This window comes from Vibrio sp. MA40-2 (assembly GCF_047302445.1).
GTDB lineage: Bacteria > Pseudomonadota > Gammaproteobacteria > Enterobacterales > Vibrionaceae > Vibrio.
In genome coordinates this window covers 243,885-270,627 of the sequence record NZ_CP178628.1, presented here as the reverse complement: position 1 = coordinate 270,627, position 26,743 = coordinate 243,885, and the positions used below count along the sequence as shown (strand labels likewise).

26 protein-coding genes are annotated in these 26,743 nt (G+C 38.6%); 13 read left to right on the top strand and 13 right to left on the bottom strand.

The window, feature by feature from the left end; translation table 11 throughout:
* Positions 1–2: 2 nt before the first annotated feature.
* The gene (gene xseB, locus ACLKML_RS08675; RefSeq protein ID WP_413284997.1) at positions 3–254 is read right to left on the bottom strand and encodes an exodeoxyribonuclease VII small subunit; all 252 of its coding nucleotides are present in this window, start codon (positions 252–254) and stop codon (positions 3–5) included.
* Positions 255–712: 458 nt separating this feature from the next.
* Between xseB and pomA the strand changes: the two genes are divergently transcribed.
* From pomA to rlmM, 6 genes are all read left to right on the top strand, one after another.
* Positions 713–1,477 (top strand): flagellar motor protein PomA, encoded by a 765-nt coding sequence (pomA, locus tag ACLKML_RS08670; protein ID WP_413284996.1) that lies wholly within the window; start codon positions 713–715, stop codon positions 1,475–1,477.
* Positions 1,478–1,492: 15 nt separating this feature from the next.
* Complete coding sequence (locus ACLKML_RS08665) at positions 1,493–2,449, top strand: flagellar motor protein MotB (protein WP_413284995.1); 957 nt, start codon at positions 1,493–1,495, stop codon at positions 2,447–2,449.
* 189 nt (positions 2,450–2,638) lie between these two features.
* Positions 2,639–4,087: a tRNA uracil 4-sulfurtransferase ThiI gene (thiI, locus tag ACLKML_RS08660; protein ID WP_413284994.1), complete on the top strand. Its 1,449-nt coding sequence runs from the start codon at positions 2,639–2,641 to the stop codon at positions 4,085–4,087.
* Between the two features lie 401 nt (positions 4,088–4,488).
* Positions 4,489–5,397, top strand: a complete 909-nt coding sequence (locus tag ACLKML_RS08655) for a transcriptional regulator GcvA (RefSeq protein WP_413284993.1) — start codon at positions 4,489–4,491, stop codon at positions 5,395–5,397.
* A complete protein-coding gene (locus ACLKML_RS08650) occupies positions 5,390–5,812 on the top strand; it encodes a DUF423 domain-containing protein (protein WP_413284992.1) in 423 nt (140 codons plus the stop codon). Before ACLKML_RS08655 ends, ACLKML_RS08650 begins: the two co-directional genes overlap by 8 nt.
* Positions 5,809–6,900, top strand: coding sequence for a 23S rRNA (cytidine(2498)-2'-O)-methyltransferase RlmM (gene rlmM, locus ACLKML_RS08645; RefSeq protein ID WP_413284991.1), 1,092 nt, complete (start codon positions 5,809–5,811; stop codon positions 6,898–6,900). The genes ACLKML_RS08650 and rlmM overlap by 4 nt, the downstream gene beginning before the upstream one ends.
* Positions 6,901–7,067: 167 nt before the next feature.
* Here the strand turns inward: rlmM and xni are convergent, their stop codons facing one another.
* The 4 genes from xni to ACLKML_RS08625 form a co-directional block, all read right to left on the bottom strand.
* On the bottom strand, positions 7,068–7,841 hold the full coding sequence (gene xni / locus ACLKML_RS08640) for a flap endonuclease Xni (RefSeq protein WP_413284990.1): 774 nt from the start codon (positions 7,839–7,841) through the stop codon (positions 7,068–7,070).
* A gap of 121 nt (positions 7,842–7,962) precedes the next feature.
* Positions 7,963–9,339, bottom strand: coding sequence for a nucleotide 5'-monophosphate nucleosidase PpnN (gene ppnN, locus ACLKML_RS08635; RefSeq protein ID WP_413284989.1), 1,377 nt, complete (start codon positions 9,337–9,339; stop codon positions 7,963–7,965).
* A gap of 157 nt (positions 9,340–9,496) precedes the next feature.
* Positions 9,497–11,071, bottom strand: coding sequence for a GGDEF domain-containing protein (locus ACLKML_RS08630; RefSeq protein ID WP_413284988.1), 1,575 nt, complete (start codon positions 11,069–11,071; stop codon positions 9,497–9,499).
* A gap of 104 nt (positions 11,072–11,175) precedes the next feature.
* Positions 11,176–13,308, bottom strand: a complete 2,133-nt coding sequence (locus tag ACLKML_RS08625; protein ID WP_413284987.1) for a tetratricopeptide repeat protein — start codon at positions 13,306–13,308, stop codon at positions 11,176–11,178.
* On the opposite strand from ACLKML_RS08625, the gene ACLKML_RS08620 reads away from it, so the two are divergent.
* Positions 13,301–13,489, top strand: a complete 189-nt coding sequence (locus ACLKML_RS08620; protein ID WP_413284986.1) for a hypothetical protein — start codon at positions 13,301–13,303, stop codon at positions 13,487–13,489. The genes ACLKML_RS08625 and ACLKML_RS08620 overlap by 8 nt on opposite strands.
* Before the next feature lie 252 nt (positions 13,490–13,741).
* Here ACLKML_RS08620 and queF read toward each other — a convergent pair whose 3' ends face one another.
* Positions 13,742–14,590 carry an NADPH-dependent 7-cyano-7-deazaguanine reductase QueF gene (queF, locus tag ACLKML_RS08615; RefSeq protein ID WP_413284985.1) on the bottom strand — a complete coding sequence of 283 codons (849 nt, stop codon included), beginning with the start codon at positions 14,588–14,590 and terminating at the stop codon, positions 13,742–13,744.
* 83 nt (positions 14,591–14,673) lie between these two features.
* Here queF and syd point away from each other — a divergent pair, with 83 nt between their 5' ends.
* Together syd and ACLKML_RS08605 are read left to right on the top strand one after the other, a co-directional pair.
* Positions 14,674–15,234, top strand: coding sequence for a SecY-interacting protein (gene syd / locus ACLKML_RS08610; protein WP_413284984.1), 561 nt, complete (start codon positions 14,674–14,676; stop codon positions 15,232–15,234).
* A 5-nt stretch (positions 15,235–15,239) separates the two neighbouring features.
* Positions 15,240–16,016: a Zn-ribbon-containing protein gene (locus tag ACLKML_RS08605; protein ID WP_413284983.1), complete on the top strand. Its 777-nt coding sequence runs from the start codon at positions 15,240–15,242 to the stop codon at positions 16,014–16,016.
* Positions 16,017–16,078: 62 nt separating this feature from the next.
* Here ACLKML_RS08605 and ACLKML_RS08600 read toward each other — a convergent pair whose 3' ends face one another.
* The 4 genes from ACLKML_RS08600 to ACLKML_RS08585 all read right to left on the bottom strand — a co-directional run bounded on the left by ACLKML_RS08600 (position 16,079) and on the right by ACLKML_RS08585 (position 19,002).
* On the bottom strand, positions 16,079–16,522 hold the full coding sequence (locus tag ACLKML_RS08600) for a YaiI/YqxD family protein (RefSeq protein ID WP_413284982.1): 444 nt from the start codon (positions 16,520–16,522) through the stop codon (positions 16,079–16,081).
* Positions 16,519–16,842, bottom strand: coding sequence for a hypothetical protein (locus ACLKML_RS08595; protein ID WP_413284981.1), 324 nt, complete (start codon positions 16,840–16,842; stop codon positions 16,519–16,521). Before ACLKML_RS08595 ends, ACLKML_RS08600 begins: the two co-directional genes overlap by 4 nt.
* Before the next feature lie 805 nt (positions 16,843–17,647).
* On the bottom strand, positions 17,648–17,956 hold the full coding sequence (locus ACLKML_RS08590; protein WP_413284980.1) for a DUF3301 domain-containing protein: 309 nt from the start codon (positions 17,954–17,956) through the stop codon (positions 17,648–17,650).
* A complete protein-coding gene (locus ACLKML_RS08585) occupies positions 17,956–19,002 on the bottom strand; it encodes a DUF3549 family protein (RefSeq protein WP_413284979.1) in 1,047 nt (348 codons plus the stop codon). Before ACLKML_RS08585 ends, ACLKML_RS08590 begins: the two co-directional genes overlap by 1 nt.
* 60 nt (positions 19,003–19,062) lie before the next feature.
* Between ACLKML_RS08585 and ACLKML_RS08580 the strand changes: the two genes are divergently transcribed.
* Both ACLKML_RS08580 and truC read left to right on the top strand, forming a co-directional pair.
* Positions 19,063–19,395 (top strand): YqcC family protein, encoded by a 333-nt coding sequence (locus ACLKML_RS08580; RefSeq protein ID WP_413284978.1) that lies wholly within the window; start codon positions 19,063–19,065, stop codon positions 19,393–19,395.
* Positions 19,386–20,117, top strand: a complete 732-nt coding sequence (gene truC, locus ACLKML_RS08575) for a tRNA pseudouridine(65) synthase TruC (RefSeq protein ID WP_413284977.1) — start codon at positions 19,386–19,388, stop codon at positions 20,115–20,117. The genes ACLKML_RS08580 and truC overlap by 10 nt, the downstream gene beginning before the upstream one ends.
* A 96-nt stretch (positions 20,118–20,213) precedes the next feature.
* Here the strand turns inward: truC and ACLKML_RS08570 are convergent, their stop codons facing one another.
* The 3 genes from ACLKML_RS08570 to map form a co-directional block, all read right to left on the bottom strand.
* Positions 20,214–20,597 carry a DUF3461 family protein gene (locus ACLKML_RS08570; protein ID WP_317717462.1) on the bottom strand — a complete coding sequence of 128 codons (384 nt, stop codon included), beginning with the start codon at positions 20,595–20,597 and terminating at the stop codon, positions 20,214–20,216.
* 345 nt (positions 20,598–20,942) lie between these two features.
* Positions 20,943–23,567 carry a bifunctional uridylyltransferase/uridylyl-removing protein GlnD gene (gene glnD / locus ACLKML_RS08565; protein WP_413284976.1) on the bottom strand — a complete coding sequence of 875 codons (2,625 nt, stop codon included), beginning with the start codon at positions 23,565–23,567 and terminating at the stop codon, positions 20,943–20,945.
* 178 nt (positions 23,568–23,745) lie between these two features.
* Complete coding sequence (map, locus tag ACLKML_RS08560; RefSeq protein ID WP_413284975.1) at positions 23,746–24,606, bottom strand: type I methionyl aminopeptidase; 861 nt, start codon at positions 24,604–24,606, stop codon at positions 23,746–23,748.
* Positions 24,607–24,987: 381 nt separating this feature from the next.
* Here map and rpsB point away from each other — a divergent pair, with 381 nt between their 5' ends.
* Both rpsB and tsf read left to right on the top strand, forming a co-directional pair.
* A complete protein-coding gene (rpsB, locus tag ACLKML_RS08555; protein ID WP_413284974.1) occupies positions 24,988–25,722 on the top strand; it encodes a 30S ribosomal protein S2 in 735 nt (244 codons plus the stop codon).
* A 165-nt stretch (positions 25,723–25,887) separates the two neighbouring features.
* On the top strand, positions 25,888–26,733 hold the full coding sequence (tsf, locus tag ACLKML_RS08550) for a translation elongation factor Ts (RefSeq protein ID WP_413284973.1): 846 nt from the start codon (positions 25,888–25,890) through the stop codon (positions 26,731–26,733).
* Positions 26,734–26,743: the final 10 nt, after the last annotated feature.

Sequence of the window (26,743 nt, the reverse complement as noted above, 5' to 3'; positions counted from 1 at the left end):
GATTAATCTTCTCTCTGGTGCTCATTTTGAAAATCAGACAAAGGTGCGTCGTCATTTTTTTCTAATAATATAGAAACACGTTGCTCTGCTTGAGTGAGCTTTGATTGGCCTTCACGTGCCAGAGAGATTCCTCGTTCAAAATGTTTCAGCGAATCTTCTAAAGCAAGATCGCCATTTTCTAACTGTTCTACAATTGAATCGAGCTCTTTTAGCGTTGCTTCAAATGTCATATTTTCAGGTTTTTTGGTTGCCATGATAGTTCTGCTTTATGAAAGATGCACGAAAGTTACGCTACAGAGGTTTAATGGTCAATTGTTAGCATCACAACCGAGTAAATTTATTGTGAGAAAAGGCCATTATCCCTATTCAGTGGGCGATAATCTATTTTGCCTAAAGATAACTTATTATGACACTAGTGCAAGTTTACATAATTGGACTTAATATCAATAGCAAATAAATGCACAAAAGTAGCGAAAAAGATAATGAAGAGTAAATTGTATTGTTTGTATACCATCATTATTGAATAATTTATCCACGTTATGAATAAGACTTACTTGGCAATTTTTATGGTAAGGCTTATCCTGATAATGAAACAATGGTTAGCTCATTGTGATATTTTTCAAATAAATATCTAAAAAATTACTGCAAGCGGCCGATAGCATGACTATCCCATATTGATTGCATTGAACAGTTTAGCAATAAGAGGTGCTTAGTGGATTTAGCAACATTAATAGGTTTAATCGGCGGTTTTGGTTTTGTCATTATGGCAATGATCATTGGTGGCAGCATTGGTATGTTTGTCGATGTCGTATCGGTTTTGATTGTCGTTGGGGGTTCTACTTGTGTTGTTCTAATGAAATTTACCATGGGACAATTTTTTAGTGCGTTTAAAATTGCCAGCAAAGCATTTATGTTCAAAACCGATGATCCAGAAGATTTGATTGCTAAGATCGTTGAGATGGCCGATGCTGCTCGTAAAGGCGGATTTTTAGCATTAGAAGAGATGGAAATCACCAGTAGCTTTATGCAAAAAGGTATCGATTTACTGGTTGATGGTCATGATGCAGAGGTAGTGCGTGCTGCAATGCAAAAAGATATTTCTTTAACTGATGAAAGACATGTTCAAGGAAGCGAAGCTTTTAGGGCTTATGGCGATGTTGCGCCAGCAATGGGTATGATAGGAACCTTGATTGGTTTGGTTGCCATGCTTTCAAATATGGATGACCCTAAATCTATTGGTCCAGCTATGGCCGTTGCGTTGTTAACGACGCTTTATGGTGCAGTACTAGCCAATATGGTTTTCTTCCCTATTGCCGATAAATTGACGTTGCGTAGGGAGCAAGAAAAACTCAACCGACGATTAATCATGGATGGGGTGCTTGCGATACAAGATGGTCAAAACCCTAGAGTTATCGATAGTTATTTGAAAAACTACCTGAACGAGAAAAAACGTGTTCTTGATATCGATAACGAATAATGAGGAAGCTGAGTAATGGATGAAGAAGAAGAGTGCAACTGTCCACCTCCTGGTGCCCCTTTATGGATGGCTACCTTCTCTGATTTGATGTCATTGCTAATGTGTTTTTTTGTACTTTTACTCTCATTCTCAGAGATGGATGTATTAAAATTTAAACAAATAGCCGGCTCGATGAAGTTTGCATTTGGTGTGCAAAATCGTTTAGAAGTCAAAGATATTCCCAAAGGAACCAGTGTCATCGCGCAAGAGTTTCGTCCTGGCCGTCCCGAGCCCACGCCTATAGATGTCATTATGCAGCAGACGATTGACATTACTCAGGCTGAACTCGATTTTCATGAGGGCGAATCGAGTCGTGCAGGAGGAAACAACAGAGAAGATGGACAGAAAACGGGTGGTGAGTCTCCAGAAACATCCACTAAACTCAATCCTAATTCTCAAGCGCCAACTCAATCAGAAGCGAAAGCACAAGATGAAGCGTTAGCTAAAGAAATAGAAGCTTTAGAAGAGAATATTAAGAAAGCGTTGGATAGAGAAATTGACCAAGGTGCGATTTCGGTTGAAAACTTAGGTCAAGAGATCGTCATTCGTATTAGAGAGAAAGGCGCTTTTCCTGCTGGATCTGCCTTTTTACAACCTAAATTTAGGCCTTTAGTCAGGCAAATTGCCGATTTAGTGAAAGATGTGCCGGGCATAGTTAGAGTCTCTGGTCATACTGATAACCAGGTCCTCGATTCTGAGCTGTATCGTTCTAATTGGGATCTATCGTCCCAAAGAGCAGTCTCTGTTGCGCATGAAATGGAAAAAGTGAAAGGCTTTGATCATGCAAGGTTAAGAGTTCGCGGGATGGCTGATACTGAACCGCTTAACGATAATTCGACGTCTGTGCTACGGGCTCAAAATCGTCGAGTTGAAATTGGTATATTGCAAGGTAAACCGCAGTATAGTGACGAAGTGAGTGTGTTACAGCCTTAATTTGTTTGGTTTTAAAGTCGCTTTACTGTTCGGTAAAGTAAAAAGCGAACTCAGGTTCGCTTTTTTATTGTCTTTATTTTCAGCAAAATCGTGTATAATCTCGCGCCTTAGTTTTCCTGCTTTTTGTAGATTTGTGAATCGTCTTCTATAAATGAGCAAACCAGTACCTTTTAATTAGTGAAACCATCTATGAAATTTATTGTTAAGCCCCATCCTGAGATTTTTGTTAAAAGTGAATCTGTTCGTAAACGTTTCACGCGTATTTTGGAATGCAATCTTCGCATTATTATCCAACGTAGAACAAAATCTGTAGCCGTTTTCAATCGTCGTGATCACATTGAAGTGACAGCTAAAAGTGATGAATATTATCAAGAAGTTTTGACGATACTCACACATACATCTGGTATTCATCATGTTTTGGAAGTTCAGCAATCTGAATTTACCGATATGCATGATATTTATGAGCAGGTGCGTGAGCTAAGTGGCAAGTTAATTGAAAATAAAACCTTTGTGGTTCGTGCTAAACGTAGAGGAAAACATGACTTTACGTCTATCGAGCTAGAACGTTATGTTGGTGGTGGCTTAAATCAAGCTATTGAAAGCGCCAAAGTTAAATTAAAGAACCCAGATGTAACGGTTAATATTGAAGTGACTAATGAGTTACTGAATCAGGTTATTGCTCGTTTCAAAGGATTAGGTGGTTTTCCTCTTGGTACTCAAGAAGATGTGTTGAGCTTAATTTCTGGTGGTTTTGATTCTGGTGTGTCGAGTTATTTACATATAAAACGTGGTTCTAAAACTCATTATTGTTTCTTTAATTTAGGTGGCCCTGCGCATGAAATTGGCGTTAAACAAGTGGCGCATTATTTGTGGAACAAATATGGTTCGTCGGCAAAAGTGAAGTTTATTTCTGTCGATTTTGAACCGGTTGTAGCGGAAATTTTAGAGAAAGTCGATGATGGTCAAATGGGTGTCATTCTTAAACGTATGTTTATGCGTGCTGGTGGTATGTTGGCAGAGAAGTTCGGCATTCAGGCCTTGGTTACTGGTGAGGCTCTTGGTCAAGTATCTAGCCAAACGCTAACCAACTTACGTCATATCGATAGTGTGACCGATACACTTATTTTACGTCCATTAATTAACTGGGATAAAGAAGATATCATCGATGTTGCTCGAAGTATTGGTACTGAAGATTTTGCTAAAGTTATGCCTGAATATTGTGGTGTGATCTCTAAAAGTCCAACGGTTAAAGCGATAAAAGAGAAACTTGAAAAAGAAGAACAAAACTTTGATTTCTCGATTCTTGATGATGTGGTTTATAACGCTCGTATGATGGATATTCGTGATATCGAGAAAGAAAGCCAGCTGCAAGTACCAGAAGTGGAGTCGGTTGCCGCAGTAGAAACTGATGCTATTGTGCTTGATATCCGTAGCCCTGATGAAGAAGATGATCGCCCATTGTTGATTGATGATGTTGAGGTTGTTCATTTACCGTTTTATAAGCTTGCAACAAAGTTTGGCGATTTAGATCAATCTAAAAACTACTTGCTTTACTGTGACCGTGGTGTAATGAGTCGCTTGCAAGCACTCTATCTCAAAGATCAGGGTTTCGATAATGTAAAGGTGTATCGACCTTAGTTATTGAGTTAGCTTTAAGCCGAAAAAATGTAAAAAACCAACCTTAGTGTTGGTTTTTTACGTTTATTCAAAATAAGTACGAATTTTTAGCAAAAAAAAGCACCGCCAAACTAGGCAGTGCAAAAATAAGTTTTGACAGACAGGTCAAATTAAAACAATTTACTTGGTTGTTCATCAATTTGATTCATGGACAACCTAGGTAGTTCTTACCTAACTCGGAACCGAGATTTGCAAACACAACATCGCAACAAATAGCCAATTGGTAAATAAACCAAGCCGTTCAGGCTAATTCTGCGAACAGGAATATAGAATTTATCTCGCGATCAGACAATGGACATTTTATAATGTTTCAGATAATAAAAACTAATGCATTATATTGTGTCCAACCTCTAAGGTGTTGTATGTCTAGAAGATTGCCCCCGCTTAATTCTTTAAAAGTGTTTGAAGCTGCTGCACGGCACTTGAGTTTTACTCGAGCAGCGGAAGAGTTGTTTGTTACTCAAGCTGCGGTTAGCCATCAAATTAAAACCATAGAAGATTTTTTAGGATTAAAACTGTTTCGAAGACGCAACCGCTCGTTATTATTAACCGAAGAGGGCCAAAGCTATTTTTTGGATATTAAAGATATTTTTAATTCAATAGCTGAAGCCACTGACAAGGTGTTAGAAAAAAGCGAGAAAGGTACCTTGACGATTAGTTTACCGCCTAGTTTTGCTATTCAATGGTTAGTGCCCAGATTAGCGGATTTTAATCAACAAGAACCGGATATTGATGTTCGAATTAAGGCCGTTGATTCGGATGAAAACTTTTTAACGGATGATGTTGATGTCGCTATTTATTACGGAAGAGGCGTGTGGCCTGGATTAAGAATTGATAAACTTTATCAAGAGTATCTAATTCCTTTGTGCTCCCCAAGTTTGTTGGTATCAAGCAAGCCTCTGAGATGTTTAGCCGATTTGAAATTGCATACATTACTGCATGATACGTCTCGAAAAGAATGGAAACAGTTTGTAAAGCAAAATGTTATCACTGATGTTAATGTGAATCACGGTCCTATTTTTAGCCATTCAACCATGGTTTTACAAGCGGCGATTCATGGTCAAGGTGTCGCCTTAGGTAACAACGTGTTGGCGCAGCCGGAAATTGAGGCAGGGCGATTAGTTTCTCCTTTTAATGAGGTATTATTGAGTAAAAATGCGTTTTATGTGGTGTGTCATGAAAGCCAAGCGGATACTGGTAGAATTGCCACATTTCGTGATTGGATGATAGCCAAAGCGGTAAGTGAACAAGAGGAGTTGCACGATGAATAAACCGGTAAGCTACGCTAAAAAATCAACAATGTTATTAGTTGTTGCCGGTGTATTTGGTTTTATTTTTGTGGCATTAGGTGCATTTGCAGCGCATGGATTGAAGGCTGTGTTATCCGATTATCAAATCTCGATTTTTGAAACCGGAATACAGTATCAAGCGTTTCATACTTTGGCTATTATTGGTTGCGCTATTTTGTTAAAGAGTCAATCTAACCAAAAAGTGCAGAAAGGGCTTTTCAGAGCGTCAATTTGCTTTATCATCGGCATCCTTTGTTTTAGTGGCAGTTTATACGCGCTTGCTATCACAGGAATAAAATGGTTTGGTCCCATCACTCCAATGGGTGGTGTGATGTTTTTAACTGGCTGGGTTTTGTTTGTCTACTCAGCAATGCATTTAAACGAGGTTACTCAGTGAAACAGATTATGCTTTATTGCCGCTCAGGATTTGAAAAAGAGTGTGCAGGCGAGATTCAAGATAAGGCGAATCAACTAGAAGTTTTTGGTTTTCCTCGGATGAAAAGAAATCAAGGTTACGTTATTTTTGAGTGTTACCAACAAGGTGATGCTGATAAATTACTGAAAAATATTGACTTTCAATCGTTGATATTTGCTCGTCAAATGTTTGCTGTGGCGGCTGAGTTTATTGACCTACCAAGCGATGATCGTATTTCTCCAATTTTAATTGAGTTGGATAGCATTGATGCATTACCTACATGTGGCGACATTAGAATAGAAACACCAGATACGAACGAAGCGAAAGAACTGCTTAAGTTTTGTCGTAAGTTTACCGTTCCTTTACGTCAAGCAATGAGAGGTAAAGGATTATTGTATAAAAAAGAGAATGCAAAAAAGCCAGTTTTACACCTTTGCTTTATTGCTCCGGGACATTGTTTTGTCGGCTACTCTTATCCTGACAATAATTCGGCCTTTTTTATGGGGATTCCTAGACTTAAGTTTCCATCTGATGCCCCAAGTCGTTCTACCCTAAAACTTGAAGAAGCATTTCACGTGTTTATTCCTAAGGAAGAATGGGATACTCGTTTGGCTCCAGGCATGTGGGCAGTGGATTTAGGTGCTTGTCCGGGAGGCTGGACTTATCAATTGGTTAAGCGCTCGATGTTCGTTCATGCGATTGATAACGGCATGATGGCTGACAGTTTAATGGAAACAGGTCAAGTGAAGCACCATATGGAAGATGGTTTTAAGTTTGAACCGCAAAAGAAAAATGTGACTTGGTTAGTGTGCGATATGATAGAAAAACCCTCTCGTGTAGCGCAACTTATGGGGGAATGGATCATTCGTGGTTTAGCGAAAGAGGCGATTTTTAACCTGAAATTACCAATGAAAGGTCGATATGATGAAGTGTTAGAAGATATTGAAAATTTGAAGTATTTTCTAAAAGAGCATGAGGTAAAGTACCGACTGCAAGCCAAGCATCTTTATCACGATAGAGAAGAAATTACAGTTCATATTCAATGTTTATCAAATATTTCTCCGAGATAATTGCAGGTTAATAGTTAATAGTTAATAGCTAATAAGTTAATAGCTGTTAGTTAACCGTTATAAATACAGTGCCATTGCTTATGTTGCTTAGCCGCAATGGTGCTGTAGCCACTAGGCTGGCACTGTTAACCTGGTCAGTAGCAAGAGTTTTGCCTACTTGATAATGCTCAATCAAGTGGCTGGTAGCGAATATCTTGCAGGTTAAAGCCTAATTCAACATCAGTTTTAAGCGACGCAATACGTTTGCATATTCGCGCTAATTCAATGTGTTGTGTAAATTTTTTACGATACTTTTCTGCTAATTGGTCTGAACGATACGCCTCTTCAATACTGTTAAATTGATTTAGGATATCTTTGGCTGCTTTCGGTCCTACGCCGGGTATCCCTGATACTTGACTAGAACTGACACCAGTTAATCCCCAATAATCTGATAATTGATCGGGTTTAACAGCGAATTCGTTTTCGACGAAGCTTGTATCTAACCATCGATGTTGGAAGTAATCTCTTATTTGTAGTGTTGGAGCCAATAGCTGACAGTAACCTTTATCTGTTGATATTATGGTTACCTTTTCATCGTGCTGAGCAACCTTAACCGCTAAGGTTGCAACTAAGTCATCGGCTTCATCACCTTCAGATAGTAAAGAATCTATTCCCATCTGCCACCAAGCTTCTTGAATACTATCTAAACCGTTTTTAAGTGGCTCTGGCATAGGCTTACGGTTTTGTTTGTAGGTTGGTAATAGCTCTGCTCGCCAACCTCTATCTTGTAGGTGGTGATCAAAAACCGCGATGATGTGAGTTGGTTCTGATTCTGAAACAATACGATTGAGTGTTCTTTTGGTGGTTTCAATGGTTCGATTTATGTCATTCGGATCTGGCTGAGCAGAGTGGACTCGTCGTATAAGGTTGAGTGCATCAATGATCACTAAATGTATAGACATAGTTTTCCAATAGAATAAGGGCTTATAAATAAGCCCTTATTCTACTCAATTTAACCAGTGAAGTAACCTTTGATAGCTTTTCCGTATTAGACGAAAATTGACGCTTGGGTTATTACGTTAGCTATTCATTATATTGATGGCTATTATTCGCGATGGTGTAGCATGGAACGTATTCCGAACCTGGCAATTTCATCCTTTGTTGAGTAACAAAGTCGTTGAGTAGCTTATCCATTTTCTCCATCAGTTCTGTATCGCCATTAATAATAAAACGTCCATGCTTTTCGATCTCTTTTATGCCTTCCGCTTTCACATTTCCAGCTACGATGCCGGAAAACGCTTTACGTAAATTAGATGCAAGCAGTTCTGGTGCCTGATTTAAATGCAAATCAAGGTTTGCCATGTTCTGGTGTGTCGGCTCAAAAGGTTTTTGAAATTCTGGTGATATTGTTAATGACCAGTTGTAGCTGTAGGCGTCTTCTTTCGCTTTCCTGTGTTCGCGTACACTGGGTATCGACTCTTTGATTACTTGTGCCGTTTTAGCGGGGTCATCAATCACAATTTGGTAATGTTTTTGTGCTTGCTCTCCTAATGTGTCGCCAATAAATTGGTCGATAGAACGAAAGTAAGCCTCACTTTCTTTTGGCCCAGTAAGTACAATCGGGATAGGTTGCTCCACATTATCTGGATGCATCATTATACCTAAGATGTACAGTAATTCTTCTGCGGTGCCCGGTCCTCCAGGGAAAATCACAATCCCGTGCCCCATTCGTACAAACGCTTCTAATCGTTTCTCTATATCTGGCATGATAATAAGTTCATTGACGATCGGATTTGGTGGTTCTGCCGCGATAATAGAAGGTTCAGTTAGACCAATATAGCGCGCTGCAGTATGCCTTTGTTTTGCATGACCAATCGCTGCTCCTTTCATTGGTCCTTCCATTGCACCCGGACCACACCCTGTACAGATATTGAGTTTTCTTAAACCTAATTCATAGCCCACTTCTCGTGTGTACTGATATTCTATCGGGTTAATTGAATGGCCTCCCCAACAGACAACCAAATTGGGTTCAACTTTAGGATGTAACGCACCTGAATTTCTTAAAATAGCAAAGACAAAGTTGGTGATGTGTTCTGGATCATTACGGTGTTCTTGATGAATTTGCGCTACATGCATGTTGACGTAAATAATATCTCGTAGAACCGAGAATAGATGTTCTTGAATCCCTGTGATAATGGTTCCGTCTACAAATGCTTCTTCTGGAGGATCGGTGAGTTCTAGTTTTATGCCTCGTTCTCTGCTTAAAACATCAACATTGAAAGATTGATGTTTATCCAGTAATTCTTGTGAATTGTCAGTATGACTGCCGGAATTTAAAACAGCTAGCGTGCAATTTCGATACAATTGATAAAGATCACTTGAAGCTTCATTTTTAAGGCGTTTGACTTCTAGTTGAGAAAGTAAGTCCATGCTGCCTGCTGGACTGATGCGTGTAATCATAGGCCTCTCCTTAGGATAGGAAGTATTATTATTTAGATAATTCCCTTAGTTAAATTGTGGTTTAACTCTTTGAACATTAAGGAATATAGCTTTAACTTTATACGTCAAATGTACTCAAGTACAAGAAAAAAGGGGACTTTTTATCAGGAAGGAAATGTTATTTGATAATGACTTGGCTTTTACCTTTGTGTTTAGTTTGACTAAGCAAAAGATTAAGCCTGTTCAATACTTCTTCTGGTGTATCTGTATCGCGTATGGCTGTACAGGCAGAACTTACGGTAATACTAATGTTCTGGTCTTTAAACCTGAACGGTAGTTTACTGATGTTTAATTGAATTTTTTCAATAAGATGCGTCGATTTTTTAAGCTCTATGTCAGGGACGATTAGAACAAATTCTTCACCTGAAAAACGTGCGACGATATCAATATCACGAGCTTCTTTGGTTATCGTACGAGCAATAATTTTCAGTGCTTTGTCTCCGGCAGTATAACCAAAGCTATCATTTAATGATTTAAAGTTATCAATATCAAATAGAATGATGCAAATATCATTTTGGGCGCGGATCCATTTATGGTACTCAAGTTCAAGTCGTTCCAGAAAAGCAGTACGGTTAAAAACGTTGGTTAATGGATCGATTAAGATGCGTTTCGCTTGTTCATCGAGGCGTCTACGATGATCTTGAGTGAGTTCGTATAACCCTTCCATTTGTCGGTTGTTATGTTGCATTCTTTCTATAAGAGAGTTTTCCCTTTGTTCGTTATGTTTAAGGCGTTCCGTCAACATAGCGATTTGATCGAGCAATGGTTTTACTGCTGACTTAGCACTTTCGACGTCTACTGCATCATCTAATGCAGCTTGACTTTCAGCCGAAATTGCTAATAGCTCTGATGTCATTTGATTTCTATGTTCAGCGTAAGACAGTGTTTGTTCGACACTTTGGGTAGACCTTTTCAACATTTTATTCAATGATACATTGAGTTGAGTTAAAAATTTTTCAGAGGTTTTTCTTTCGTAGTGTGTACCTTCAATGACCAGTTTCAGAATCTGTAATGTCAGTTCTATCAGAGCTTCTGCCCCAATTCCAACTAGCAGTTTGATTCGTATATCATTAAGCAAATCGCCAGATTCACCATCGAAATCAAGTTCACTTATTAAGTGTTGCAACTCTTCTGCTAACTTATTAAGGAGTTCTTGGTTGACTTCTGGTTTATTGTGTAATGTATGCGCGCTACTAGAAGTGATGATTTTTATCGATTTTTCATAAATAGTAAGTAATCGAGCGGCTTGATCGAGCTGGCTTTGATTCTTGGGTGATGGAAATGTCAGTAAGTTTCTGAGATCGCGTTTAAGTTGGGCTGGTAGCCCAGGAATTCGCTGTAGCGTTTCGCCACTGTGTCTTACTCTTTCATCTAGTTGAATTTTCTGTTTTTCCATCGTATTAGTATTCAGTTTAAGCATGCGTTCTAAAATGGCTAAGCGAGGTATAAGTTTAGAGACATCTTGCTGCTGTTGGAATGCAGCTTTTAAAGAAGAAACCGCATTATCCAGTTCTTCATTATACCCCATACATGCGGTACTTAAGTTAGTTACCACTCGTTTTAAGACCTTAGCTTCGCGTGTGTGTTTAAACGAAGCATCTCGGTGCTTAACTATTGCTTGCTCTAATTGTAATTTAAATTGATTGATCTGTTTGAGAATTTCTTGTCGATCAGTAAGATTTAGTTCACTCATAAATTAAGTCAATGGCGCACAATAGGTCCTGAAATAATACAACTAATCGATAGTACCAAAATTTTACCATTGATCATTCTATTTATTGACTAACAAGACATAATTTAATCAATTAGGCTCGATTTTATGATGTTCTCCTCAATTTTAGTCGATGAATCAATTTTAATTAGTCCTTTTTCGATCGCGACTAAGCAAGCACTTCTAATATCTCCACTTGCAAAGCTTGCTGCAGGCGCATTTTCGATAGCTCTTAATGATACCCATTGATTTCCACCATACTGTTGGTGTTGTAATCTTGCCAGGTTTGATGCCATTAATAATATATCTATTAATTCTTTGTCGTTAATAGCTGTATAGGCTTTTGGTAAAAATGGATAATCAGCAATACCTGCCTTTATTGTTCTATCTAATTTCATATCAGGCTTAAATTCAATGATCCATTGATTAATTTGTTCGAATAGTTCGCTGCTTGTTTTATTTGGATTAGTATTTGGTTCTACATATAAAAACATGCCGTCAGAAAAGTGATAGAGTCTTACTGGGCTTTGCAGTTTTGCTTTAATAAAATCACCAAACTCCGCTTCAAGTTGTAGGCCAGCATTGTAACCTTTTTGCAAATAGGTAGTTCTAACACATGATAAGTCGACCATGATAAAGCGTAATTTATCATGTAAAGGTTCTTTAATAAGGTCACCCGATTTCCATTGTTCAAAATTGGCACTGCTTTGTTCTAATGAAGAAGGTAATTTAACGTTTAACAGCCTAAAGTTGCGTAACCCTGAGCGTGGGTGTGTATAGTGGTCATTGTAGAGTTCACTAAGTTGATTTCGCATCTTTTTATTGATGACTCCACGTCGGACAAAAAGAGCGAAAATGAGTAAAGAGAGTACAAAAAGTATAACGGTTGTATATCTTGCACGTATTTGTTCCTCATTGCTTAAGGCTAGTAATTTCGTTTGGTTTTTATAGTGCAAAGATTGTTCAATAAATAATTTTTGTTCTTTAAAATCATTTTCTGAAATAGTTAATAAACTTTTCTGCTTATTAGTAATGAGCTCATTATATTTTTTACCATAGTTATATGCAGCAGCGTAATTTTTACTATTTTCGTTAGTTTTTGTTAAAAGTAGATATGCTTGCAGCTGAATATCATGGTCGTTTGTTTTTTGACCGATTAATAAAGCTTCATTAGCTAATGACATACTTTTTTCTAAATTAGATTTTAGAAATTCTAGCTCGGAACTGAGCAAATAAGATTCAGCTTGGAGATTATCTAATTTAGCATAGTTCAATAATGTATTTGCTCTTTGAAGATATTGTTCTGCTAATGAGTAGTTATACAATTGTAAATAAGTTTTAGATAAATCAAGTCTTAATTTTATTACGCTTTTAATATCACGATTGATATTTTCTGAATCGAGAATATTAAAATAGTGTACAAGAGCTAGATTATACTTTCCTTGCGCGTAATAGATATCTGCCATCTTTTTAAGGATTGAATCTAATATGCTTGAGTTTTCATAATTATCGTAAAAATCAGCAGCTTGTGATAAATGTTCGAGGGCTTTATCTAATACAGATTTATTTATAAACAAGTCAGCCATAACACGGTTTATTTTGGCTAATAGTGCAGGTTTATCTTTTTCGATTGCAGACCAATAACCAGATAGCAGCTGGTACAGCGCTTGGTTAAAATTTTTGTTAGCTAAGTAATATTTCCCTAGCGTGAGTTGGTAATTGATGAATAATTCTACTTGATCATACATATTTAGGTAATTGAGTGCTTGATCGAAGTAATTTTGTACTTGGCTATCATTTTGCTCAAAGGCTGCCATTTCAGCTTTAAACATCAAGAGGCGATACTTTAGTTGAGTTGCTAAAATGGTATTTTCTTTTTCTTCGAGTTGTTCTTCAACATCAGAAAGTAGTGAGTAAATCTTGTTTTTTTCGTGAGTTAATCGCCATAAAAATTCAATTTTGAGTAATTGGATACTGATTTTTTGATGTGGTAAGTGATACGAACTTGCCAATGCAATAGCTTGATCAACGTGACTCAGTGCGCCTCTATAATCGGCCAAAATGTATTTGGCTTTTGCAATCACCTGTAATGCGTTAATGCTTGAATTTGGCGTTCTCAGGGTTACGTCTGTATCGTCACGAGAGGAATGAGATTGTAGGGATGGATCTCCTTGAGCGGTGAGGACTCTATTTTCTAAGTATTGTTGGGCAATGGTCATTGAACGTTCTGGTGCGATTTCCACCAGTTTTTCCGCATCTTCGAGAAGGGCTGATGTTGTTTCATTGGCGATAGCTAAAGTGGAAAATAAGGCCGCAGCGAGCCACAATAAAACGGCAGTATCGAACCTAAAAAAAACACCTTTTGACATTATGTTGTTTCAAACCTCTATGTTGTTTTGACCTATGTTGTTTGATCTATACCCGTTACCCTTAAAGTTGCATCTTTGTTGACTGCACTTACTTTCCCCAATCACATAGTAAATCTATGTTCATGGGGTTTCGTTCGCTTGTTGCCTCAATGTACCTTCAATGATTTTGAGTATATGTTGTAGCGTAGATATAGATCAGCATAGTTATTTAGAATGCTATAGTTTTTAACGGTAATAATAAATTTGCCGATATTATTTACGACAAATTTATTATGCGGGAACATTACTGCCGAGCCAATCTATGATTGCAAGGTGGCCTTGTATTGTTTGAAGAACGATAAGGGTTGATGTCTAACCCACCTCGTCTTGTGTAACGTGCGTAAACAGTAAGGGAACTCGGTTGGCAAAAATGCGATATATCCATATAAATTCGTTCAATACACTGTTCATGGAACTCATTATGCTCTCTAAATGAAATAATATATCTCAGCAGAGCTTCTTCATCTATTTTTTTACCTGAGTATCGTATTTCCACACTTCCCCAATCTGGTTGGTTGGTAATTAAGCAGTTCGATTTCAATAGGTGGCTGTGAATTACTTTATCTGTGACCACTTCATCGTTGGTGGAACTTTCAAGCCAAGTCGGATCGAACTGGTAATTCTCTATTTCAATGTCTTGCTCATCAATACAGTTACCTTGCATATCCGCAATATTCTCAGTAGTAAAATTGGATAGTGGACGTAAACTGACTTGGATTGGTTCTCCAGCACAATGAGAAAGATCATTTTCCATCGTTTTTCTTAACTGATCCCAACTAGCAAAACGCGTTTGGTTAAGGCTATTAAGATAAAGCTTGAAAGATTTAGATTCAATTAAGTTAGGGCTTGTTACCGGAATAGATACATCACCAATAGCTACTTGTGGCATACCTTTTTCGTTTAACCAAGATAACTCATACAGTGTCCATATATCACAACCATAAAATGGCAGATCAGCAGTAAGGTTTAAATCTTCTCTGTTCAGGCTTCTTGCCACTGGCTGCAATAAGTTGGCATCATACTGCTGTTGGTACTGTGTTTTTTTGCCTAAAGTTAAACCAGTAAGCTCAACTGCATTTGAATATTTGCTCATATTAAGTATCAATATCGATTAGAATACCCGAGATTCTACTTAATCGCGTATACGCTGTCATTATTTCAAACTTAGGAGGTTACATGACACTCTCTGTAACAGAGGCTTTGCACCGTTTTTCTCGACATTATCAACACACTTGGCAAGATATCTTTGGCACGATACCGCATAGTGAAGAATTACTTGGATTAGTGTCGCCGTGTGTTGAGAAAACTGATGAAGATACGGTGTATTGGCAATCTGTACCTCGTGAAGTTATGGCCGATTTTACTAACATTGAAAATGGGATAGAAATCGGCATACATGAAGATATAAAAGCGTTCTATGGCTGTCAATTTTGTGCTGATATGCAAGCGAGTTGGCAAGGTAAACCTTTTACTTTGTTGCAAATTTGGAGTGATGACGATTTTGAGCGTTTACAAGAGAATATTTTAGGTCATTTAGTTACTCAACGAAGATTAAAGCTTAAGCCAACGGTTTTTATTGGTACAACTGAGGCTGAATTAGATGTTATTTCTGTTTGTAACATTACAGGAGCGGTTATTTTGGAAAGATTAGGTACCAATAAACGCGACATTTTGGCCGAAGATCTTGCTTCCTTTTTACAAGAGATCGAACCACAAATCTCAGGGCAAGAGGTATAAAGGGTATGTATGGAGTTGAATTGCAATTTGATTGCTTTGCTAATACAACGATTTCCGCTGTCGATAAAGGCATTAATAGTTTATTGGAAGCCTTGAGGTATAACGGTCAAATTTTAGGCCGAGAATTTCCTATCGTTATGGGAGAAGGGGTATTTTCGGTGCGAGTTGTGTGTCCTGAAGAAGATAGCCTTCATCCTGATAATCATTCGAATTTCGTTAAACATTGTATTTCTCAACTGGCCGATGCTTGCCTACTCGCACCTAAAGTTCGTATTTTGGGACGAGATATTAATTCAGAACAAGCGGCGGAAGGTAACAAATCAAGTTGGCAAGTACTTTATACTACGTATGTACATACGTGTTCGCCACTTCGCTGTGGTGACACATTGTTGCCTATTCCTCTTTACCGTAATGCAGCGACATTTAATGGTGATCATAAAGCAGTGATAAAATGGCAAACAGAATGGCAAGCGTGTGATGAAATTCAAATGGCAGGAGGCTGCAAAGCTGAACACGCTGCATTGACGGAAATTACTCAGTTGAGCAGTGACCTTTCTCGCCGTGGTTGGGATTTAAGAGGACGAATTGAATTTTTAAGCAAAATACCGACGTATTACTATTTATATCGGGTCGGTGGAGAGAGCTTATCGGCTGAAAAAGAAAGAAAATGTCCTAAATGTGGTGGAGAATGGTTGTTGAGCAAACCGTTGCACGATGTGTTCTATTTTAAGTGTGATGATTGCCGTATTGTTTCTAACATAAGTTGGGATCATTTGAAGTGAGTAAATAGTATAATAAGCGAATAAGTAGATACCATCGCTTATTATGTGGCTAATTAAGTCACTTAACGTTTGGCTAGGAAACGGTCTAGGTGATTAGCAAACTCTCTTCTATCGGTTTGACTTAGAGTACTCGGACCACCAGTTTGTATCCCACTAGAACGCATGGTATCCATGAAATCACGAATATTGAGACGAGCTTTTATAGTGTCCTTGGTATAAAGCTCACCTCTAGGGCTTAATGCGTGAGCGCCTTTTGTGATTACTTCATCTGCAAGTGGAATGTCGGCGGTGATAATGAGATCGCCTTTTTCTGCTAAGCGTACAATTTCGTTATCGGCAACATCAAAACCACTCTCTACTTGAATACAACGGATATTGATTCGTGATGGTACTGGGATTCGGTGATTTGCGACAAATATACATTCGACTCCTGTTCTTTCTGCGGCCCTAAATAATGTTTCTCGAATGACTTTAGGACAAGCATCTGCATCTACCCATATTTTCATTTATTCGCCTCGATTGAATTGAGTCGTATAGTAAGATTGTTCAATTGTTGATTCAGTTCATTTAATTGGCTAGTAAGATCGAAAACCTGCGTTTCTAATTGAGCTATTCGCTTGTCTGCATCTTTCTCTGCTGTGCTTGCTATTTCTATCTTAGGAACGGTTTTATTTCCTTTCCAACTTTTTATCGCCGCAATTATTGCTGGCATAGGAACACTGATGGCGAGTTGAGCTTTGACTAAGGCTACTGTAGGGGTTTTACCTGAGGCATGAATTTTTTGCATGGCTAATTCTAACTCAGTAGAGACATCTTTAGTTAACATTGAATACTCCGATACTGTTTTGCTCACTATCCTACTGTTTCCTGGTGGAGTTATCTAGCACCCAGTTTGGTTAGTTTTGTTTTAGATAAGTTAGTGTTGTTTAATAAAAGTTAATTCTAATAAGCATAAGTTACAGCTCAGGTTGCAGTATTGATTAACTATTATACTGCCTGTACATAGCCTGCATAAAATTGAATGATATTTCATAATAATTGCATAGCCAATCAAGAAGCTGCTTGTGAGATATCTCTTACAAGTGTGTAAGATAAAGCGATTGTTTTTGAGCTAAATCGTACGGTGGTTGTTATTAACCTTATGTTTTTTATATGTTTGTTTTAATTTTGAACACTTTATTTGAATATAAATAGTAAATAGTGACTTGTTCCCAAATTTAAAAATAGTAATCTTACCTGCGTCGACAAGGAGTCGATGAGTAACAACCAAGGATTTGGTTATCTTCAGGATGAAGAGTGATTACGAGGATTGTAATCTAAAAGGATGCTAGGACATTGCAGGATGCAACGTTAGTAGGATGCTAACGGCAAGGATATGCGATGGACACCTGAAAGGATCAGGCTAGGAATATCATCAGGATGATGACAAGGACACCGCTCAAGGATCAAGTGATGTTCGCTAACGAGGAATGTTAGCAGTTAGGATGACATAGGACACCGCTAGGATGGCGATGCAAAGGATAAGCTGAAGGATTTAGCACTATTACGGATGATGCATGGAGCATTTAAGTAGCTGGATTGCTGCAAGTAAGACTATAGCCCCGATACGAAAGTGTCGGGGCTTTTCTTGTTTAGTCGTTTGGTATTCTATATGGTGGAATATTAAAGCGTACGGGCCTAAAACCACGCATGATTAAGTTAGCTTGATAGCAGTCATCGCCTAGTGCAGAAAATTCAAATAGATAAGCGGAATGCCATTTTAATTTTCCTTCTGGAGTTTTTATTCTGTGAGCACCAAATGAAACACTTAATAGCTGTAAATTGAGTTGTTCGCATCGTTTTGCTATCGCTGATTTTGCTAACTCTGATTGTCTTCTTTGTTGCCAGAATAGAAAAAAACCAAAAGCCAGACCTAGAATTGCCAGTAAATCAGTGATCATCACGTTGCCTTTGTTTTGGTTGATTGTTGTAATTTTAGCAACGCATTAGCCAAGTCATTGGAAGGGTTACTGTGCAGTAATGGTAATAAAATTAAGCGCAGTGCAGGCAACATGACTAAGTCGGAAAATATTTGATTAAACAGTTCTTGGTTACCTGTTTGAGCTAATCTTAAAAGGTACTGTTCTGCTATGGCAGGATTTTGTAATGCTTGCCAAGAACGTCCGGCAATACCAATTAAAACTTCTTGGTGGCTGAGTCTAGGGCTAGAGAGTATGGTTTTAACCAGCGAATACAATTGTTCCATGCTTCCACCAGATAAGGCTCGTACTTGGGCTGATAGCAAGAATAAATCAGGTGTTGTTGACTGACACTCTTTTTGTGCCAGTTCATAAATAGTCGCCGACAGTTTTTCTGGTAGAGCAGTATGCTCAAGTACGCCTAATAAAGCGTATTTGGGTTCGTTTGGAATATGTCGAAGCGCTTTGCGAACGGTCACCCCATTTTGTTCTTGATTAAGACGAGTACAAATATCAGCAATACCTTGTAATCCAACAGTTTGCCAGTTAGTCCAACCTAACCCACCACTAAAGTAGTGTTGAGCATGTTCATAATATTGGCTGGTGGGCATATCTAGTAAAAAGCGGATTTGGCTGTGGAATACGGCCATTTTGTCTTCTGATGGTTTGAACGTGTACGGATTATTTGCCAGGGTTTGCTGTTGTTCTTGGCTAAGTTGTCCACCGAGTCTTGTCCCCATTGCTTCTACAACATATTTGATAAAGTTACCAATATCAGATTGCTTAAGTAGGCCTCTTTCATCTAGAGGAAACTTTAAAAACCAGATCCACGGTTGTCTTTCTGCGTTCCAATAACTAATTGCTATATTAGCTTGTCGCTGAAGTGGGTAAGGGTAGGGTTGTTGGCCGAGTTCAACACTGGCAAACAGGGATTGTTCAACCGGTAGAATACGTCTCCCTAAATCAAAAATTTTGTATTCACAGCCGCTATTTTTTAACAAATGAGTTAGGGTTTGGATGTTGTCCATTTTATTAATTACTCTATTGGTCTTTGCTTAATAAATGGTACTCTTAGGCCAAATTTCAAGGTGGTAGCACGTATTAATCTTATGATGGATGATTTTCCTCTTATTATTTTATTACAAGACGTAGAAACATGTTTGCGTGATCTGTGTTTATGGGATGATGAGGCACCAGATGAAAGCGCATTACAAAGCAAAATGCCTTTTGCTTTAGATACATTACAGCCAGAGCAGTGGTTGCAATGGGTATTTATTCCTAAAATGAGAGATTTGTTAGAAATGGATCAAGTTCCTTACGGCTTTTCTATTTCGCCTTACTTTGAACAAGTCTGGCAGTCGGAAAAAGACAAATCTGGTTTAATTTTACTGTTAAACAAAATCGATCAGGAGTGCCTGTAGTGTTGGAAATATTATTTCAAGATGACTATATTATCGCCGTTAATAAGCCCGCGGGTATGTTAGTGCATCGTTCTTGGTTAGATAAACATGAAACTCAATTTGTTATGCAAACCTTGAGAGATCAAATAGGCCAACATGTTTTCCCTTTGCATCGCTTAGATAGACCAACATCGGGCGTACTTGTGTTTGCTTTATCTAGTGAAACGGCTTCTAAAATGATGCCTATGTTTGCCAACCATGAGATGACTAAAACTTATCATGCGATTGTCAGAGGTTGGATAGAAGAGGGAGCGACACTAGATTACCCGCTCAAACAAGAGTTAGATAAGATTGCAGATAAATTTGCCAAAGCCGATAAAGAGCCACAACAAGCCATAACCGAATATAACCCGTTAGCAAAAGTTGAAGTACCATATTCGACAGGACCTTTTCCAACCAGTCGCTATAGCCTAATAGAAATGAAACCAAAAACGGGACGAAAACACCAATTACGTCGTCATATGGCGCATCTTAGGCACCCTATTATAGGCGATACCTCGCATGGTGACGGTAAACATAATCGACTTTTCCGTGAAAATTATCAAGCGTGCAGGTTGCTTTTGCATGCTTCAGAATTGCAGTTCGTGCATCCATTTACCGAACAGTCGGTTTGCATTAAAGCTGGTTTGGATGAAGTATGGCATCAATTGATTAGACAATTTCAGTGGACGAATGAAATTTGAGTCTTTCTGTTCTATTTGAATAGGCTTATTTTACCATGGTAAAAAAAAGGCCCAAGTTGTTAATACTTGAGCCTTTTTGAATGTCTGTAATTTTGCTTATTTGAGCTTTTCTAGATCAGCTTCAATTTCATGTATCTTACTTGATACTACTTTTTCTAGATGACGAAGATCAGATAGAATTTTTTCTTTAAGATCTTTGCTCTGTGCTTTAACAGGGCGAGTTATCGTATTGAGTTCATCAATAACGAGGGTCAAATTTCGGTTAATTTCAGTAATTTCTCGATATTGATTGGTTCCGCCGTCCACCAAGACATTTTTAATTTGTCTTGGGTACTTGAATTTCACACTTTTCGCAAACAGTTCTCCTTTCTGTTTATGAAAATAAATTTTTAACACATCCTTGTGAGCTTCTTGGCGTAAAGAATAGCGCTCTATTTGCTTAGGATCATGAATCCCTAAACCAGTAAGGTTTGGATACATAGCTTACCTCTTGAATAAATAATAGTGTTAAATGTAATGTGTGATATTCCCTATCCACTTGAAGTTATCATTATGCTGTTTAGCATTCTCGAACCTTATCACATAGTTAACTTATCTAATAGTAAACCTACATCATAATAACTTTATTGAATGATAAAGTAAGGTTTGGAGATTTGCTTGTCTGTTGCTTAACGATTTGTTTTTGTGTTGCTAAAACAATTAATTTATTTAATTAATTGTCGCCACTTTAACAGTAAGATAAGAGAGTAGAAAGTTGATTTTTTTTGAGCGTATAAAGAGTTGTGGACGAGATCGCGATTCACGATCTCTCCACAGGATAATGTGCTACTTTTCTGCTAGTTCAGAAACATTTTTAACTATTGTCTCTCGTAAAATATCTTGCTCTGGTTCGGTTAAAGATTGACCGTTAGATGAAGTGATAAAAAATAGATCTTCCGCGCGTTCTCCAATGGTGGCTATTTTTGCGCCATGAAGATTAATGTTAAGTTCAGAAAATGATTCACCTACTGTTGCCAGAAGGCCTGGAATATCTAATGCCACAAATTCCATTAGGGTTTTTTTACCGGTTTTTGTTGGTATAAAATCTACGCGAGTTTTCACGTGGAAATGTTTAAGCTGCGCTGGTGCTCGTCTGACTCTTAATTTCTTTTGGGTGGTGTCATTTAGTGGCTCTACAATGCTATCAATAATCGTACTGTGGAACTCTTCTTGAATAGGATCACCATTTTGGTCAAGCACCATAAATGTATCTAAAACAAAGCCATCTTTGCTACTCATTATTTGCGCATCATGGACATTTAGATTACGCCTATCAATTTCAGCCACTACATTGGCAAAGAGAGCAGGTTGATCTTTACAATAAATAAAGATTTCTGTTCCGCCTCTAGTGGCTTTTTTGCTCATAAGAACAAGTGGTGCTTCTATGTCTTCGTGATGCAATAAATGCGTACTGTGCCAAGCGATTTGTTTATAGGTATGGCGTAAAAAATAATCTGCTTTAAATCGTTGCCAAAGCAGTTCAATCTCCCGCGCTGAAAATCCTTCTTTTCGAAGCAATGCTGAGGCCATTTGTTGGTTATGACGGATCCTATCACGCACATCCACCGGGTTTTCAAGTCCTCTACGTAATGCTCGTTGAGTAGAGTGGTACAGTTCGGCAAGTAAAGTACGCTTCCAGCTATTCCATAACTCAGGATTGGTGGCACAAAGATCGGCAACCGTTAAACAAACTAAGTAATCGAGATATTCTTCATCTCTTACGACTTTAGCAAACTCTGCAATCACATCTGGATCGTAAATATCACGTCTTTGGGCGGTGACGGACATTAATAAATGATTTTTTACTAACCAGGAAACCAGTTTGGCTTCCGGTTTTGATAGATCATGTTCTATACAGAAATCGTAGGCTTCAACCGCGCCAATCTCAGAGTGGTCACCGCCACGGCCTTTACCTATATCGTGAAATACTGCGGCAATAATTAACAATTCTTTTTTCTGTATTCGTGGAAAAACTTCGCAGCATATTGGATGCTTATTATGATTGTCTGGATTTGAGAAAGAGTGGATATGCTTCAGAAGGCGAATACTGTGTTCATCTACGGTGTAAACATGGAATAGGTCAAACTGCATTTGACCAACAATTTGACTCCATTGCGGAATATACGCCGCAATTACCCCGAGTCGGTGCATTAATGGAAAGGCACTTAAAAGGGAATTAGGGTGTCGGCATAAGGTCAAAAATTTTTCTTTTGCGGCTGGAATAGTGTGTAAAAACTTATTAAGACGGCGTCTTGCTGTGCGTAATTGCCTTAGTGTGGCTGGAGCGACACCTTCAATGCTTGAGTCATTTGCTACATGGATGAACATATCCAAAATAGTTTCTGGTCTCGCTTGAAATAATGCGGGTTTTTTGGCTTCAATTAATGCTCCTCGACGTTGGAAGTCATCATCAATATCTTCCGCATCGAGCTCTTCACCATTGTTTATGATGGCTTGCTCAAATAACTTAATAAGCATTTTGTTTAGTTCAGCAACACGGCGTAATGTTCGATAGAACTCTTTCATCATGGTTTCTATCGGAACATTGTGTTCGCCAGTAAATCCCAGATGCTGAGCGACCTGCGCTTGATGAGCAAAAGTGAGTCGGTTGTCGTATCGTTTGAGTTCCATATGCAGAGCAAATCGAATACGCCATAAATAATCTTGGCATTCAACCAATTCACGGTATTCTGCATCCGTTAGAAAGCCGTATTTACTCATTTCAAGCAAAGAGGTTGCACCGAAGTGTCTCCGAGCTATCCAACTTAAGGTATGAATATCGCGCAAACCACCGGGGCTCGATTTGATATCTGGCTCAAGATTGTATGTCGTATCGTGGTAGCGTGCGTGTCTCTCTTTTTGTTCGGTTATTTTTTGCTGGCAAAAATCAACACTTGGCCAAAAGCTTTCCGATAACACTAATAATTTGAGTTTCAGGAACGTATCTTCACAACCACAAAGTAAACGCGCCTCTTGTAGATTGGTTGCCACCGTTAGATCACTACTGCCTACTTCGGAACATTGTTTTATAGTACGAACAGCGTGACCAACTTCCAATTTAAGATCCCATAAGAAAGTGATGAATTCGCTAATTTTACTGCCGAGCTCTTTGGGTAACTCTTTTTGTGACAGAATGAGAATATCAATATCTGATAAAGGGTGAAGTTCACTTCTTCCGTACCCACCAACAGCGACCAAGCTAAGATTATCCAGTTCTGAAAAACCGTAAAATGTCCAAAGTCTCTGTAACAGTTGGTCCATATATTCAGAACGCGCAAAAACCAAATCAGTCACTGGCTGATGATTTAAAAATTGTTCATTTTGATATTCTGACAACAAATCAAGTTGATTTTTAATGTCATTCGGTGTGAGTTGTGAGTCTGTAAATTGCAGAGGCGATAAATAAGGCATTCCTTGCCGTCCGTACTAAACTAATATGCTGCCAATGTACCAGTACCTTATAGAGTTTAAAAGCCTGAAACTAAAAAATCCTCGCTATCAATTACAATTGTTACCGAGGATACAATTGTTAGCGAGGATTTTAAATGCAGACGTGATTCAGCTTAGTTAATTATATTCTCTATCGAGCTTAGTTAACCATCACTCTTGGGATAGTCTCTTCTTGGCGAAGAGTCAGTACTTCACAACCTGTTTCAGTGACTAAAATGGTATGTTCCCATTGTGCCGAATTTTTGCCATCGCCCGTGTAAACCGTCCAATCATCTTCAGAATCCACACTACAACCAAACTTACCGGCATTGATCATTGGTTCAATAGTAAAGATCATGCCTGGTTTAAGGACTCTACGGTCATTGTTTTTATAATGCACAACTTGTGGTTCTTCATGGAATTCATCACCAATACCGTGGCCACAAAAATCTTTAACAATAGAAAAACGCGGTGTCACACCTTTAATATACTTTTGTATTGTGGTGCCGATGTCACCAATAGTATTGCCCGGTTTCACTTTGCGCATGGCAGCGTATAGGGATTCTTGTGCGACCATACAAAGACGTTTATTAACTGGATCAACATTGCCAACCAGAAACATTTTTGAGGTGTCGCCGTGATAACCTTGTGGGCGAGTTTCTAATGAAGCAGATTTGTCATTCGGAATGATCACCGTAATATCAACGTTGATGATATCCCCATCTTTCAACACGCCAGGTTTTGGTTTGCCGGTAGAACCTATTGCATCTTCGGTTGCTGGAATACCATGACATACAATGTGGTTTACAGAAGTACAAATAGATTTTGGAAAACCATGATAATCGAGTGGAGCAGGGTAAGCTCCGTTTTCTATAATGAATTTGTAGCAGATTTGATCAAGCTCTTCGGTGGTTACACCTGGCTTAATAAATGGCTCAATCATTTCAAGAACTTCAGCGGCAAGTTTACCCGCGATTCTCATTTTTTCGATTTCTTCAGCAGTTTTGATTTTAATTGTCATCTATCTATTCTCTAATTCTGTTCGCACACTTACGGCTTTATTGCAGCGTATTCTACCAGTGAGCAGGTTAAGTGCAATTGAATTCCGTTATCATTTACACTTGAGATCGAAGATGACACCAATAAAATTCAACTATTAGAGGCCAATTTTTCTAGCTTTTTACCCTGTTTTTATGGTATAAAGCGCGCCGGAGTCTGGAACTGTTCTCTTTGACTGCATTGTAGTCAGCGATGCTTTTTTAGCTCCACTTACTTTTATCTTTAAATCACACACGTACCGACACATGTTCCGGGGTGCTTTGTTGTTATCTAATTCGAGATAATAATTATAAGTCGGATGCATGGGGTATGTGGAGGCCTAACCCCGTAAGAGGAATTTAAAATGGCAACTGTATCAATGCGCGATATGCTTAAAGCTGGTGTTCACTTTGGTCACCAAACTCGTTACTGGAACCCAAAAATGAAACCATTCATCTTTGGCGCTCGTAACAAAGTTCATATCATCAACTTAGAAAAAACGGTACCTATGTTCAACGAAGCTCTAGCTGAAATTGCTAAAGTTGGCGAGAAAAAAGGTAAAGTTCTTTTTGTTGGTACTAAACGCGCTGCATCTGAAGCTGTTAAAGAAGCTGCTATCAACAGCAACCAATACTATGTTAACAACCGCTGGTTAGGCGGCATGCTAACAAACTACAAAACGGTTCGTCAGTCTATTAAACGTCTTAAAGAACTTGAAGCTCAAGCTCAAGACGGTACGTTTGAAAAACTAACTAAGAAAGAAGCTCTAATGCGTACTCGCGAAATGGAGAAGCTAGAGAAATCACTTGGTGGTATCAAAGACATGGGCGGTTTACCTGACGCATTATTCGTAATTGATGCGGATCACGAGCACATCGCAGTTAAAGAAGCTAACAACCTTGGTATCCCAGTATACGCTGTTGTTGATACTAACTCTGACCCAGATGGTATTGATTACATTATTCCTGGTAACGATGATGCAATCCGCGCTGTACAGCTTTACCTAAACGCTGCTGCTGACGCTGTGAAAGAAGGTCGTAACCAAGACGCTGTTGTTGCTGCTGGTGAAAAAGACGGTTTCGTAGAAGAAGCTGAATAATAGCGGCTTCTGACGTTATACTTAGTTTTTGTAACGCGTGATTTTATACATGTATTTCATTTGTGAAACACGAAATATACATTAACTAAGTTATAGTTAGCATCAGGGGCCACTTATTTAGGCCCCTGATTTGTATCTTATCCTGAATAAACTGAGGAATAGAGAATGGCAACTGTAACTGCTGCTCTAGTTAAAGAACTTCGCGAGCGTACTGGCGCTGGCATGATGGAATGTAAAAAAGCGCTTGTTGAAGCGGACGCTGATATTGAACTAGCGATCGAAAACATGCGTAAAAGTGGCGCTGCAAAAGCCGCTAAAAAAGCAGGCAATGTAGCTGCTGAAGGTACAATTATCATCAAACAAGCTGATGGTGTTGCTGCTCTTCTAGAAGTTAACTGTCAAACTGACTTTGTAGCAAAAGATGGTAACTTTTTAGCGTTCGCTAATGAAGTTGCTGATGCGGCTGTTGCTGAGCGTTTAGACGCTGCTGCTCTTCAAGCTAAATTTGAAGATATTCGCATTGCTCTTGTTGCTAAAATTGGTGAAAACATCAGTATCCGTCGCGTAGAGTATATTGAAGGTGCTCAACTTGCTTCTTACCGTCACGGTGAGCGCATCGGTGTTGTTGTTGCTGGTTCTGCTGATGAAGAGACGCTTAAGCATGTTGCTATGCATGTTGCTGCTTCTAAACCAGAATTTGTTAACCCTGAAGATGTGCCTGCTGACGTTGTTGAGAAAGAGAAAGCGGTTCAAGTTGAAATCGCAATGAACGAAGGCAAACCAGAAGCTATTGCTGAAAAAATGGTTATTGGCCGTATGAAGAAGTTCACCGGTGAAATCTCTTTAACTGGTCAAGCATTCATCATGGAACCTAAGAAAACTGTAGGTGACATGTTGAAAGAAAAAGGTGCTTCAGTTACTAACTTCGTACGTTTAGAAGTTGGTGAAGGCATCGAAAAAGCTCAAGAAATGAGCTTTGCAGACGAAGTCGCTGCGGTACAGAAAGGGTAATTCCTTATGT